We start from the raw sequence: 12,681 nt of genomic DNA on the forward strand, positions 1-12,681 counted from the left end.
CTCCTTGGTGCGCGGGGCGGGGTGGTGCTGGTGGGCCTAACAGGACTTGAACCTGTGACCTCTTCCTTATCAGGGAAGCGCTCTAACCGTCTGAGCTATAGGCCCGCTCCCGGCCAGGGCCGGAGGCGGTCGCCGGGCGACCGAGGGGTGACACTACCCCACCCCTGAGGAGCCCGACAAAACGAGGAAGCCGCAGGTCAGTTGTCCTCGGCCAGGGTGACTTCGATGCCGCCCAGGAGGGCCGCGGCCATGTTGTAGAGGAAGGCCCCGAGAGTCGCGATCGCGGTCAGCAGCACCACGTCGACCACGGCGATCAGCATCGTGAAGCCGACGACGCGCGAGGTGCCGACGTAGTTCTCGACGTCGAAGTCCTGGGCGGTGTCGCCGCCGAGGATGTCGCGGACCGAGGTGTTGATCGAGTCCCAGACACCGGCGGCGTCGAGCACGCTCCAGACCATCAGCACCGACACGATCGTGACGATGCCGAAGGCGATCGAGAGCAGGAACGACGTCTTCATCACCGACCACGGGTCGATCCGGGTCAGACGGAGCCGGGCCCGCCGCGGCGGACGCCCGCCCCGGGCGGCCTTCTTCGCCGCCTTGGTCGACTCCGGCGCGGAATTCGCCTTGTGCTCGTCAGCCGCGCTGCCGAGCTTGGCCTGGACCCGCTCCTTCAGGGGCGGTCGTACGGCGGTCTCGTCGCTGGAGCGCTCGCGGCCCGCGTCACGGGCCGGTCGCGCCGGGGCGCGTTCGGCTGAACGGTCCGTCATGCGTCCTCATCCCCGGGCTGGTCCGTCGTCGTGGTCGCATCGATTGTTGCATCCGCGTCCACATCGGACGACTCAGCGAGCGCGTCCTCCTCCTCGGCCTCGTCGACCTTGGCCTCGACCGATCGGGCGACGACCGCGACGGAGTCCTTGCCCTTGGGCGTCACGAAGCGCACGCCCTGGGTCGAGCGGCCGGTCGGGCGGAAGTCCGCGTTGATCGGGCTGCGGACCACCTGGCCGGCCTGGGTGATCGACAGGACCTCGTCGCCGTCCTCGACGATGAAGGCGCCGACCAGGCCGCCACGGTCCTCGTTGGCCAGGGTCATCGCCTTGACGCCGAGCCCGCCGCGACCGGTGATGCGGTACTCGCTGATCCGGCTGCGCTTGGCGAAGCCACCGTCGGTGATGGTGAAGACGTACTGCGGCTTCACCTCGGCGACCTGCTCGCTGGTCGCCTCGACGTCGGCGGAGTCCTCGGTCTCCTCGCTGAGCCCGGCGGCCTCCTCGGCCGCGACCTGGGCCGCGCGGATCACCGACATGGAGAGCACGGAGTCCTCGGGGCTCTTGAACTTCATGCCCGTGACGCCCGAGGTCGCGCGACCCATCGGGCGCAGCTGGCCGTCGTCGGCACGGAACCGGATGGCCTGGCCCTTGCGGGAGACCAGGAGGATGTCGTCGTCACCGCTGACCAGCTCGGCCCCGATCAGCACGTCGTCCTCCTCGCGGAAGTTGATCGCGATGACACCGGCCTGCCGCGGGCTGTTGTAGTCGCCGAGGCGGGTCTTCTTGACCAGGCCGCTGCGCGTCGCCAGGACGAGGTACGGCGCCTGCTCGTAGTCGCGGATGGCCAGCACCTGGGCGATGTTCTCGTCCGGCTGGAAGCTCAGCAGGCCGGCCACGTGCCCGCCCTTCGCGTCCCGCGACGCCTCGGGGAGGTTGTAGGCCTTGGTGCGGTAGACCCGCCCGGCGGTGGTGAAGAACAGCAGCCAGTGGTGGTTGGTGGTCGAGATGAAGTGCTCGACCACGTCGTCGCCGCGCAGGGTCGCGCCGCGTACGCCCTTGCCGCCCCGCTTCTGGGTGCGGTACTGGTCGGCCCGGGTGCGCTTGGCGTAGCCGCCGCGGGTGATCGAGACGACGAGGTCCTCGTCGGGGATCAGGTCCTCCATCGAGAGGTCCCCGTCGGCCGCGATGATCTGCGTGCGGCGGTCGTCGCCGTACTTCTCGACGATCTCGCCCAGCTCGGTGACCACGATCTGCCGCTGGCGCGACACGTTGGCCAGGATGTCCTCGTAGTCGGCGATCTGCAGCTCGATCTCGGCGAGCTCGTCGATGATCTTCTGGCGCTGCAGGGCGGCGAGCTGCCGCAGCTGCATGTCGAGGATGGCGGTCGCCTGCAGCTCGTCGATCTCGAGCAGCTGCATCAGGCCGACGCGGGCCTCGGCCACGTCGGGCGAGCGCCGGATCAGGGCGATGACCTCGTCGAGGGCGTCGAGCGCCTTGACGAGCCCACGCAGGATGTGGGCGCGCTCCTCGGCCTTGCGGAGCAGGAACTCCGTACGACGGCGCACGACCTCGAGCTGGTGGGTGACCCAGTTGGAGATGAACTGGTCGATCGACAGCGTCCGCGGGACGCCGTCGACCAGGGCCAGCATGTTGGCGCTGAAGTTGGTCTGCAGCTCGGTGTGCTTGAGCAGGTTGTTGAGGACCACCCGGGCGACGGCGTCGCGCTTCAGCACGACCACCAGGCGCTGCCCGGTGCGGTCGGAGGTGTCGTCACGGACGTCGGAGATGCCCTGCACCCGGCCGGTGTCGGCGAGCTCGGCGATCTTCAGCGCCAGGTTGTCCGGGTTGACCATGTAGGGCAGCTCGGTGATGACCAGGCAGGTGCGGCCCTTGCTGTCCTCGTCGACCTCGATCACCGCGCGCTGGGTGATCGAGCCGCGGCCGGTGCGGTAGGCCTGCTCGATGCCGGTGTGGCCGGTGATCAGGGCGCCGTTCGGGAAGTCGGGGCCCTTGATCCGCTCGATGAGCGCGTCCTGCAGCTCCTCGCGGGTCGCGTCGGGGTGCTCGAGGGCCCAGGTCGCGCCCTCGGCCACCTCGCGCAGGTTGTGCGGCGGGATGTTGGTGGCCATGCCGACGGCGATGCCGGCCGAGCCGTTGACCAGCAGGTTGGGGATCCGCGACGGGAGGACGACCGGCTCCTGCGAGCGGCCGTCGTAGTTGGGCTGGAAGTCGACGGTCTCCTTGTCGATGTCGCGGACCATCTCGAGGGCCAGCGGGGCCATCCGGCACTCGGTGTACCGCATGGCTGCGGCGGCGTCGTTGCCCGGCGAGCCGAAGTTGCCCTGGCCCTGGATCATCGGCGCGCGCATCACCCAGGGCTGGGCGAGGCGGACCAGGGTGTCGTAGATCGCGGTGTCGCCGTGCGGGTGGTACTGACCCATGACATCGCCGACGACGCGCGAGCACTTCGAGAAGCCGCGGTCGGGGCGGTAGCCCCCGTCGTACATCGCGTAGAGCACGCGGCGGTGCACCGGCTTGAGCCCGTCGCGTACGTCGGGCAGCGCGCGACCGACGATGACGGCCATCGCGTAGTCGATGTAGGCGCGCTGCATCGAGGTCTGCAGCTCGACCGGCTCGATCCGGCCGCCGGGGGTGGGGGTCTCAGTCACGTTCTCGGTCTCTCTCGTCGGCTCTACTGGAATCTAGGGATCTCGCTAGAGAGCTAGATATCCAGGAATCGAACGTCCTTGGCGTTGCGCTGGATGAAGGAGCGGCGCTGCTCGACGTCCTCGCCCATCAGGATCGAGAAGATCTCGTCGGCGTGCGCCGCGTCGTCCAGGGTGACCTGCAGCATCAGCCGCTGGTCGGGGTCCATCGTGGTCTCCCACAGCTCCTTGGCGTTCATCTCGCCGAGACCCTTGTAGCGCTGGACCGGGTTCTCCTTGGGCAGCTTCTTGCCGGCGGCCTGGCCGTCGCGCAGCAGCGCGTCGCGCTCGGCGTCGGAGTAGACGAACTCGTGCTCGGCCGGCTTGTTCCAGCGCAGCCGGTAGAGCGGGGGCTGGGCCATGTAGACGTAGCCGTGCTCGATGAGCGGGCGCATGAAGCGGAAGAGCAGCGTCAGCAGCAGGGTGTTGATGTGGTGGCCGTCGACGTCGGCGTCGGCCATCAGCACCACCTTGTGGTAGCGCAGCTTCTCCTCGTTGAACTCCTCCTGGATGCCGGTGCCCAGCGCGGAGATGATCGACTGCACCTCCTGGTTGCCCAGGACCTTGTCGATGCGCGCCTTCTCGACGTTCAGGATCTTGCCGCGGATCGGGAGGATCGCCTGAATGCGCGGGTCGCGGCCCTGACGGGCCGAGCCGCCGGCCGAGTCGCCCTCGACGATGAAGACCTCGCACTCGGCGGGGTTGGTCGACTGGCAGTCCGACAGCTTGCCGGGCAGGCCGCCGCCGCCGAGCAGTCCCTTGCGCCCGCGGGCCAGGTCGCGGGCCTTGCGGGCCGCGATCCGGGCCTGGGCCGCGGCCTGGCTCTTGCGGACGATGTCCTTGCCCTCGGCCGGGTTCTCCTCGAACCAGGCGCCGAGCTGGTCGTTGACCAGGCGCTGGACGAAGCCCTTGGCCTCGGTGTTGCCGAGCTTGGTCTTGGTCTGGCCCTCGAACTGCGGCTCGCCGAGCTTGATCGAGATGATCGCGGTCAGGCCCTCGCGGATGTCGTCGCCCGTGACCCGGTCCTCGGGCTTCTTCATCAAGCCCCACACGCCGCCCCAGTTGTTGACCAGTGAGGTCAGGGCCGCGCGGAAGCCCTCCTCGTGGGTGCCGCCCTCGTGGGTGTTGATGGTGTTGGCGAAGGTGTGCACCGACTCGGTGAACGAGGTGTTCCACTGCATCGCCACCTCGAGCGACATGTGGTTCTCCTGCGACTCCGGGGTCTCGGCCTCGAAGGAGATGACCGTCGGGTTCGCGATCTGCTTGCTGCGGTTGAGGTGCTCGACGAAGTCGACCAGGCCGCGGTCGAACTTGAAGACCTGCTCGAGGCCGCCGCCCTCGCCCTTCTTGATCCCGGTCGGCCCGCCGTCGACCTCGGGGTCGATGGTCGAGTCGGCGACGGCCTCGGCGATGTCGCCGGCCGCCGGGCGGTCGTCGCGGACGACGATCTCGAGACCCTTGTTGAGGAAGGCCATCTCGCGGATCCGGTGGGTGATCGTCTCGAGCGAGTACGTCGTCGTCTCGAAGATCGTCGGCGAGGCCCAGTAGGTGACCGTGGTGCCGCTCTCCTCGCCGGGCTCCAGCGGGCGGACCTGCTCGAGGTCGGCGTCCGGCACGCCCAGGCTGAAGGCCTGGCGCCACAGGTGGCCGCGGTTCTTCACCTCGACGATGAGGTGGTCGGACAGCGCGTTGACGACCGAGACGCCGACGCCGTGCAGACCGCCGGAGACCTTGTAGCCGCCGCCGCCGAACTTGCCGCCCGCGTGGAGCAGGGTCAGGGCCATCGTGACGGCGGGCATCTCCTGGCCGGGCGCGGTGTCGGTCGGGATGCCGCGGCCGTTGTCGGAGACGCGGATCGCGCCGTCCTCGGTCAGGGTGATGACGATCCGGTCGCAGTGGCCGGCCAGCGCCTCGTCGACCGCGTTGTCCACGATCTCCCAGATCAGGTGGTGCAGGCCGCGCTCGCCGGTCGAGCCGATGTACATGCCCGGGCGCTTGCGGACCGCCTCCAGGCCCTCGAGGACCTGGATCGCGGAGGCGTCGTACTCGCTGTCGACGCGGGAGGAGGAGACGGGGGGCGGTGCGGTGGGGGTCTCGTCGGGCTGGACCGGGTTGACGTCGCTCACGCGCACCTCTTCTGCGGACGGTCGTGACATGGAGAAGGCCGCGTGCGTGAATGCGTGGCGGCCGACCTCCATGATAGCCCCCAGAAGGCCTGATTCCACGGTCTGCACCCCCACAGGGGGGTGTCTGTGGAGGAAATCGTCCCGTGAGCGCCCCCTGCGGGCGTCCGAGACGGCTCGGGAGGGGGTCGGGTGGGTCCCGGTACGCCCGAGGCGCCCGCAGATCGCCCCGTCGGCCCGATCCGGGCTCAGCCGTAGGTGTCGCGGGGCCCGCGGCCGTCCCGCGCCGACCGGGGACCCTTCTTCCAGGTCGGCAGGTTCGGTCCGAGGACGTCGATCAGGGCCACCGTGCCGTGCCCCAGCTGCTCGTTGAGCCGGCGTACGACGGTGGGGGCCAGCAGCTTCAGCTGGGTCGCCCAGGCGGTCGAGTCGGTGCGGACCACGAGCTTGCCGTCGGCGAACGTCTCGGGCGTGCAGTGGGCCGCCACCTCGTCACCGACCAGCTCGGCCCAGCGGCCGAAGACCCCCTGCATCCGCAGGTCGAGCTCCCACCCGTGGTCGCGGACCAGCCGGCCGAGGGTGGCGTCGAGCAGCTGCGGGTCGCGCTCGTCGGGGTGTGAGCCGGACACCCGGCTGCCGGTGGCCCGACGGGGACCGGTCCGGGGCTTGCGCCGGGCCGGGCCGCCTGAGCGGGCGTTGGCCCGGGTGAACGCCTTGGCCAGGTCGAGGCCGTCGTCGCGGCGCTCGGGCTCGACCGCCTCCTCCGGAGCGTCGTCGTCACTGCTCACGGGTGACCTCGCCGCCCTTGACCAGGAAGCGCGCCCCGGCCAGGGCCGGCGGGACGTCGTCGGCGACGGCCGCGGTGACCAGCACCTGCTCCGCACCCGCGACGAGCTCGGCCAGCTGCGCGCGTCGCTCGGTGTCGAGCTCGGCGAAGACGTCGTCCAGGATCAGGATCGGGTCGTCGCCGTCGGCGCGCAGCAGGTCGTACGACGCCAGCCGCAGGGCCAGCGCGAAGGACCAGGACTCACCGTGCGAGGCGTAGCCCTTGACCGGCAGCGCTCCCTCGCCCGGTCCGTGACCGATCGTCAGCAGCAGGTCGTCGCGGTGCGGGCCGACCAGCGAGATCCCGCGGTCCAGCTCGTCCTTGCGCCGGCGCTCAACCTCGGCGAGCAGCACCCCCGCGAGGGCCTCGCGATCCGTGGCTCCGCCGAGGTCGCACGACGGCCGGTACTCGATCTCGGCGTCGTCGCGGGTCGCGCCGCGGGCGACGGTCTCGTAGGCCTTGCCGACGTAGGGCCGCAGCGCCTCGACCAGGGACAGTCGCTCGGCCAGCAGTTCGGCGCCGGTACGGGCGAGGTGGTCGTCCCAGACGCCCAGGGTCGAGAGAGCGCCCTCCTGCGACGAGCTCCCGCGCCGGGCCGCGCCGGCGGTCTTCAGCAGCGAGTTGCGCTGGCGCAGGATCCGGTCGTAGTCGGATCGCACGCCGGCCAGGCGGGGCGCACGCAGGACCAGCAGGTCGTCGAGGAACCGCCGCCGGTCGGACGGGTCGCCCTTGACCAGGGTGAGGTCCTCGGGCGAGAACACCACCGTGCGGACCAGGCCGACCAGCTCGCGGGCCCGGGGCAGCGGCGACTTGTTGACCCGGGCCCGGTTGGCCCTGCCCGGGTTGAGCTCGATCTCGAGGACCGCCGTCCGCCCGTCGCGTACGACGGCCGCGCGGACCACGGCCTGCTCGGCACCGGCCCGCACCAGGGGTGCGTCGGTCGCGACCCGGTGCGAGCTCAGCCGCGAGAGGTAGTCGATCGCCTCCACCAGGTTGGTCTTGCCCTGCCCGTTGCGCCCGATGAACGCGGTGACGCCCGGCTCGAGCGGGACCTCCGCGACGGCGTACGAGCGGAAGTCGTGCAGGGAGAGGTGGGAGACGTGCACGGCCGGTCAGCCGGGGTTGGCGTCTCCGCCCACCGGCGGCTCGGTGTGCACGGCGTGACCGCCGAACTGGTTGCGCATCGCGGCGATCGCCTTCATCGCAGGACTGTCGTCCTGACGGGAGGTGAACCGGGCGAAGAGGGACGCCGCGATGACGTGCATCGGGACGGCGTTCTCGATCGCGGCCTCGACGGTCCACCGGCCCTCGCCGGAGTCCTCGGCGTACCCAGCGATCTTGTCGAGGTGCGGGTCCTCCTCCACGGCCGCGACCAGGAGGTCGAGCAGCCAGGAGCGGATGACGGTGCCGGAGCGCCAGGAGTCGAAGACCTCGGTGACGTTGTCGACCAGGTCGACCTTCTCGAGCAGCTCCCAGCCCTCGGCGTAGCTCTGCATCATCGCGTACTCGATGCCGTTGTGGACCATCTTGGCGAAGTGCCCGGCACCCGGCTTCTTGCCGGCGTGCACGAAGCCGCCCTCGTCGGGCTTGAGGGCGTCGAAGGCCGGCTGCACCTTGGCGACGTCCTCGTCGGACCCGCCGCACATCAGGGCGTAGCCGTTCTGGAGGCCCCAGACACCGCCGGAGACGCCGCAGTCGACGAAGCCGATCCCCTTCGCACCGAGGAGCTCGGCGTTGAGCTGGTCGTCGGTGTACTTGGAGTTGCCGCCGTCGACGACCAGGTCGCCCTCGCCGAGCAGCTCGCCGAGCTGGCGGACCGTCTCGCGGGTCGGGTCGCCGGCCGGAACCATCACCCAGACCACCTTGGGCGAGGGGAGGGCCTCGACCAGCTCCTCGAGGCTGCCGACGTCGGAGACGTCCGGGTTGCGGTCGAAGCCGACGACGGTGACGCCGCCGTCACGCATGCGGGTGCGCATGTTGCCACCCATCTTGCCGAGGCCGACGAGTCCGATGTGCATCGAGTGCTCCTCCTGAGGATGGACGGTGGCACCAGCCTAGAGCCGGTGCTCGAGCGTCAGGAGAGCAGGCGGCGCGGCATGAGCAGGTAGCGGAAGCCGGGGTCGTCCGCACCCTCCGCCGTCGCCCCGCTGATCACCACCGGCTTGGAGGCCTGCGTGAACGCGAGCTCGACCTGCTCCTGGTCGATGGCGGTGAGCCCGTCGAGGAGGAACTGGGGGTTGAAGCCCGTCGTGATGTCCTCGCCGTTGATGTCGGCCTCGATCGACTCGGACGCCTGCGCCTCGTCGCCGGAGCCGGCGTCGAGGGTCAGCACGCCGTCGCTGAAGGCCAACTGGACCGCGGTGTTGCGCTCGGCGACCAGCGCCACCCGCTTGACCGACTCGACCAGCTCGGACTTCTTCACCGTCGCGACCGTGAGGTGCTCGGACGGGAACAGGCTGCGGACCTTGGGGAACTCGCCGTCGAGGAGCCGCGTCGTCGTACGGCGCACGCCGCCGGCGGCCGCGCCCTCGAAGCCGATGATGCCCTCGCCCGATCCGCCCGCGGCCAGCGCGATGGTGACCTCGGAGCCGGCCGTGAGCGACTTGGCCGTGTCGCCGAGCACCTTGGCGGGCACCAGCGCGGCCACGGCCTCGTCGGGCGTGCGCGGGTCCCAGCCGAGCTCGCGGTGCGAGAGCCGGAAGCGGTCGGTGGCCAGCAGGGAGATCGACGAGCCGTCGATCTCGATCCGGACGCCGGTCAGGACGGGGAGCATGTCGTCACGGCCGGCGGCGGTGACCGCCTGGGCGACGGCGTGGGCGAAGACGTCGCTCTGGACCGTGCCGGTCGCGGCCGGCATGTCGGGCAGCGTCGGGTAGTCCTCGACCGGCATGGTCTGCAGGCTGAACCGGGCCGACCCGCAGGTCAGCGAGACCCGCGAGCCGTCGAGGACCATGTCGACGGGCTTGGCGGGCAGGCTGCGGCAGATGTCGGCGAGCAGTCGTCCGCTGACCAGGGCCCGGCCGTCCTCGGCCACGTCGGCCTTGAGGGTGGCTCGCGCCGACGTCTCGTAGTCGAAGGTGGAGAGCACCAGGCCCTCGTCACCGGCCTCGATCAGCAGGCCGGCCAGGACGGGGACGCTCGGCCGGACCGGCAGGCTGCGCGCGGCCCAGGCAACGGCATCGGCGAGCACGTCGCGCTCGACGCGGAACTTCACGATGTGTCGTCCTTCGACTCGGATCCAGGGATGCGCATCCTGCCATGGCGCGGGTCGCGGGGGGAGGTGCGGTCTGGTTGTCCCCAGGTCGGGGCCCGGATGGATGTTGACCGAGGATCGTGATGGCTAGAGGTACGTCGTAGTAAGAGCAAGGGTGGAATCTGTGGACAGGGGGCATCTTCGCAGGTCAGAGGGTGTCTGGACTGTGCACAACGGGTGTGGAGGAACGACGGACGGCCCGAGCCTGCGTGTGGACGCAGGCCCGGGCCGTCGCTGAGTGTGTAGTTCCTCCCCAGCCCTTGTGGACGAACCACGGCGTGGCACCACAGGAAGTCCACAGGGCGAGGGCGTCGCCCGAGAGGCTCAGGCGACCGTGAGAGTGACCTCGACGTTGCCCCGCGTCGCGTTCGAGTACGGGCACACCTGGTGCGCCTGCTCGACCAGCTGCTGCGCCTGGTCGGCGTCGACGTTCGGCAGCGTGATCTCCAGGCCCACAGCGAGCTGGAATCCCCCGGCGCCGTTGTCGCCGATGGAGACGTCCGCGACCACCTCGGAGTCGGAGTGGTCCGCTCCGGCCTTCCCGGCGACCAGGCGCAGCGCGCCGTGGAAGCACGCGGCATACCCCGCGGCGAAGAGCTGCTCGGGGTTGGTGGCACCGCCGGCGCCACCCATCTCCTTCGGGACGCGGACGTCGAGGTCGATCTGGTCGTCGGTCGAGTGGACGTGGCCGTTGCGGCCGTCCCCGGTGGCGACGGCGGTGGCGGTGTAGATAGGTTCCATGTGCACAAACATATTGTGCGCAATCGAATTGCGCAAGCGTATGATGCGGGCATGTCCGCCACCACTCCGCAGCTGTCGCTGGACGACATGGTCTGCTTCCCGCTCTACGCCGCGACACGGGCGGTCACGCGTGCCTATGCGGACCTGCTGGCCGAGGTCGGGCTGACCTACCCGCAGTACCTCACGATGCTGGCGGTGTGGGAGGCCGAGGAGCCGCGGAGCGTGCGCGAGCTCGGCGACCGGCTGATGCTGGACTCGGGGACGCTCACGCCCCTGCTGAAACGGCTCGAGGCGGCCGGTCACGTCGTACGGCGACGCGACGAGCGGGACGAGCGGCGCGTGCTGGTGTCGGCCACGGAGCGGGGCGAGCAGCTGCGGGCAGAGGTCGCCGAGGTGCCGGCGCGTCTGTTCGCCGCGATGGGTCTGGAGCTGGCGGAGCTGGTCGAGCTGCGCGAGCGGCTCGGGGTGCTCCTGGAGAACCTGGGGTCCTCCGCTAGGACTGACGCGCCTGCATCTTGACCCGGTTGGTCAGCTCGGAGACCTGGTTGAAGACCGCACGCCGCTCGGCGAGCAGCTGGTTGATCTTGCGGTCGGCGTACATGACGGTCGTGTGGTCGCGGTTGCCGAACTGGGCGCCGATCTTGGGCAGCGACAGGTCGGTCAGCTCGCGGCAGAGGTACATCGCGATCTGACGCGCCATCACGAGGTGTCGCCCACGGCTGGGTCCGGTGAGCTCCTCGATGGAGAGACCGAAGTAGGCGGCGGTCTGGGCGATGATCAGCGCCGCCGTGATCTCGGGCTCGCCGCCCTCGGGGATCAGGTCCTTGAGGACGATCTCGGCCAGGGTCATGTCGACCTCCTGGCGGTTGAGGTTGGCGAAGGCCGTGACCCGGATCAGCGCACCCTCGAGCTCGCGGATGTTGGTCTGGATCTTGGAGGCGATGAACTCCAGGACGTCCGGCGGAGCCGTGAGGCGGTCCATCGCGGCCTTCTTGCGGAGGATGGCGATGCGGGTCTCGAGGTCCGGCGGCTGGACGTCGGTGATCAACCCCCACTCGAACCGGTTGCGGAGCCGGTCCTCGAGTGCCTCGAGGCGCTTGGGGGCGCGGTCGGACGTGAGCACGATCTGCTTGTTGGCGTTGTGGAGCGTGTTGAAGGTGTGGAAGAACTCCTCCTGGGTCTGGGTCTTCCCCTCCAGGAACTGGATGTCGTCGATCAGCAGGACGTCGACGTCGCGGTAGCGCCGCTTGAACCGGTCCTGCCGGTCGTCGCGGATCGCGTTGATGAACTCGTTCGTGAACTCCTCGCTCGACACGTAGCGCACCTTCGCGCCGGTGTAGAGGCTCCGGACGTAGTGGCCGATCGCGTGCAGCAGGTGGGTCTTGCCCAGGCCGGAGTCGCCGTAGACCAGCAGCGGGTTGTAGGCCTTGCCAGGTGCCTCGGCGACGGCCACCGCGGCTGCGTGCGGGAAGCGGTTGGACGAGCCGATGACGAAGGTCTCGAACGTGTACTTGGGGTTCAGTCGCGTCTCGAGGGCGGACGGCTTGGTGGGACCGGCGTGCAACGGGTCGGCCAGGACCTCGCCCTGTCCGGAGACGACCTGACTCGGGCCGGACCGGCCGACGCCGTTGGTCGACAGAGCGGCCTCGGGCTCCTGGTCGTCGGTGAGATCGTCGTCGGCGACCGAGGGCGCGGCGTCCTCGAGGAGCGGGTTCACGGTGACGGCGATCCGGATCTCGCGGCCGAAGGCGACCGTGAGCGCGTCCTCGAGCTGCGCGCGCAGGCGGCCCTCGAGCTGACCGCGGGTGAAGTCGTTGGGCACGGCGATGATCGCGGTGTTGCCGTGCAGCGTCACCGGCTCGCTGGCTCGCAGCCAGGCCCGCTGGTTGGGCTGGAGCTCCCGGACGACGCGGGACCAGGCCACGACGAGGTCGGCGGCGGGGTCGGCGTCGTGCTGGATGTCCTGGTCCACGGTTCCCGTTTTCTCTGTGCTGGTGGGGGGCTCTCGACACGCCGGCGGCCCGACGGTCGAGTCTGTTTCCACAACTTTGTCCACAGGCTGTGAACCTGGCGGCCACTCGGTTGGGGAGGTGTGTCCGAGACGCAGCCGGCGCGAGTCATCTTCCACGTTCGCGCTGCTCAGAGGCCGTTCTGCCGGATCTGCGGGCTGATCTGAGTCGCGTTCGTGAGGATTGTGTCCGCTGGCTGGCGGGGAACCTCGGTGCGGCGAACCTAACCCGGGCGCTCGCGCTGCGGCAAACCG

The 12,681-nt window shown here is 70.1% G+C and carries 10 protein-coding genes and 1 tRNA gene; 1 reads left to right on the plus strand and 10 read right to left on the minus strand.

What is annotated here, in order from left to right:
• Positions 1–28 precede the first annotated feature (28 nt).
• From V7S47_RS09025 to V7S47_RS09065, 9 genes are all read right to left on the minus strand, one after another.
• Positions 29–105: transfer RNA gene (locus V7S47_RS09025), tRNA-Ile, on the minus strand.
• A 92-nt stretch (positions 106–197) separates the two neighbouring features.
• Positions 198–770, minus strand: coding sequence for a DUF3566 domain-containing protein (locus V7S47_RS09030; protein WP_090851581.1), 573 nt, complete (start codon positions 768–770; stop codon positions 198–200).
• Positions 767–3,439 carry a DNA gyrase subunit A gene (gene gyrA, locus V7S47_RS09035; RefSeq protein WP_090851578.1) on the minus strand — a complete coding sequence of 891 codons (2,673 nt, stop codon included), beginning with the start codon at positions 3,437–3,439 and terminating at the stop codon, positions 767–769. The genes V7S47_RS09030 and gyrA overlap by 4 nt, the downstream gene beginning before the upstream one ends.
• Positions 3,440–3,492: 53 nt before the next feature.
• Entirely contained in the window at positions 3,493–5,631 is a 2,139-nt protein-coding gene (gene gyrB, locus V7S47_RS09040) for a DNA topoisomerase (ATP-hydrolyzing) subunit B (RefSeq protein ID WP_442945337.1), read from the minus strand.
• Between the two features lie 215 nt (positions 5,632–5,846).
• Entirely contained in the window at positions 5,847–6,386 is a 540-nt protein-coding gene (locus V7S47_RS09045; RefSeq protein WP_090851575.1) for a DUF721 domain-containing protein, read from the minus strand.
• On the minus strand, positions 6,376–7,530 hold the full coding sequence (gene recF, locus V7S47_RS09050; protein ID WP_336561257.1) for a DNA replication/repair protein RecF: 1,155 nt from the start codon (positions 7,528–7,530) through the stop codon (positions 6,376–6,378). Before recF ends, V7S47_RS09045 begins: the two co-directional genes overlap by 11 nt.
• 6 nt (positions 7,531–7,536) lie before the next feature.
• The gene (gene gnd, locus V7S47_RS09055) at positions 7,537–8,442 is read right to left on the minus strand and encodes a phosphogluconate dehydrogenase (NAD(+)-dependent, decarboxylating) (protein ID WP_090851569.1); all 906 of its coding nucleotides are present in this window, start codon (positions 8,440–8,442) and stop codon (positions 7,537–7,539) included.
• A 56-nt stretch (positions 8,443–8,498) separates the two neighbouring features.
• Positions 8,499–9,638 (minus strand): DNA polymerase III subunit beta, encoded by a 1,140-nt coding sequence (gene dnaN, locus V7S47_RS09060; protein WP_090851565.1) that lies wholly within the window; start codon positions 9,636–9,638, stop codon positions 8,499–8,501.
• Between the two features lie 363 nt (positions 9,639–10,001).
• On the minus strand, positions 10,002–10,430 hold the full coding sequence (locus V7S47_RS09065; protein WP_336561258.1) for an organic hydroperoxide resistance protein: 429 nt from the start codon (positions 10,428–10,430) through the stop codon (positions 10,002–10,004).
• A 39-nt stretch (positions 10,431–10,469) separates the two neighbouring features.
• Here V7S47_RS09065 and V7S47_RS09070 point away from each other — a divergent pair, with 39 nt between their 5' ends.
• The gene (locus V7S47_RS09070) at positions 10,470–10,937 is read left to right on the plus strand and encodes a MarR family winged helix-turn-helix transcriptional regulator (protein ID WP_336561259.1); all 468 of its coding nucleotides are present in this window, start codon (positions 10,470–10,472) and stop codon (positions 10,935–10,937) included.
• On the opposite strand, the gene dnaA is transcribed toward V7S47_RS09070, so the two are convergent.
• Entirely contained in the window at positions 10,912–12,390 is a 1,479-nt protein-coding gene (gene dnaA / locus V7S47_RS09075; RefSeq protein WP_336561260.1) for a chromosomal replication initiator protein DnaA, read from the minus strand. The genes V7S47_RS09070 and dnaA overlap by 26 nt on opposite strands.
• Positions 12,391–12,681 lie beyond the last annotated feature (291 nt).

Source organism: Nocardioides sp. CCNWLW216 (assembly GCF_037120545.1).
Classification (GTDB): Bacteria; Actinomycetota; Actinomycetes; order Propionibacteriales; family Nocardioidaceae; genus Nocardioides; species Nocardioides lianchengensis.

What these genes read in the sequence shown, in the direction of transcription:
- V7S47_RS09030 (WP_090851581.1), bottom strand. Translation starts at nt 770, where the DNA reads ATGACGGACCGTTCAGCCGAACGCGCCCCGGCGCGACCGGCCCGTGAC.
- gyrB (WP_442945337.1), bottom strand. Translation starts at nt 5,631, where the DNA reads ATGTCACGACCGTCCGCAGAAGAGGTGCGCGTGAGCGACGTCAACCCG.
- gnd (WP_090851569.1), bottom strand. Translation starts at nt 8,442, where the DNA reads ATGCACATCGGACTCGTCGGCCTCGGCAAGATGGGTGGCAACATGCGC.
- V7S47_RS09065 (WP_336561258.1), bottom strand. Translation starts at nt 10,430, where the DNA reads ATGTTTGTGCACATGGAACCTATCTACACCGCCACCGCCGTCGCCACC.
- V7S47_RS09070 (WP_336561259.1), top strand. Translation starts at nt 10,470, where the DNA reads ATGTCCGCCACCACTCCGCAGCTGTCGCTGGACGACATGGTCTGCTTC.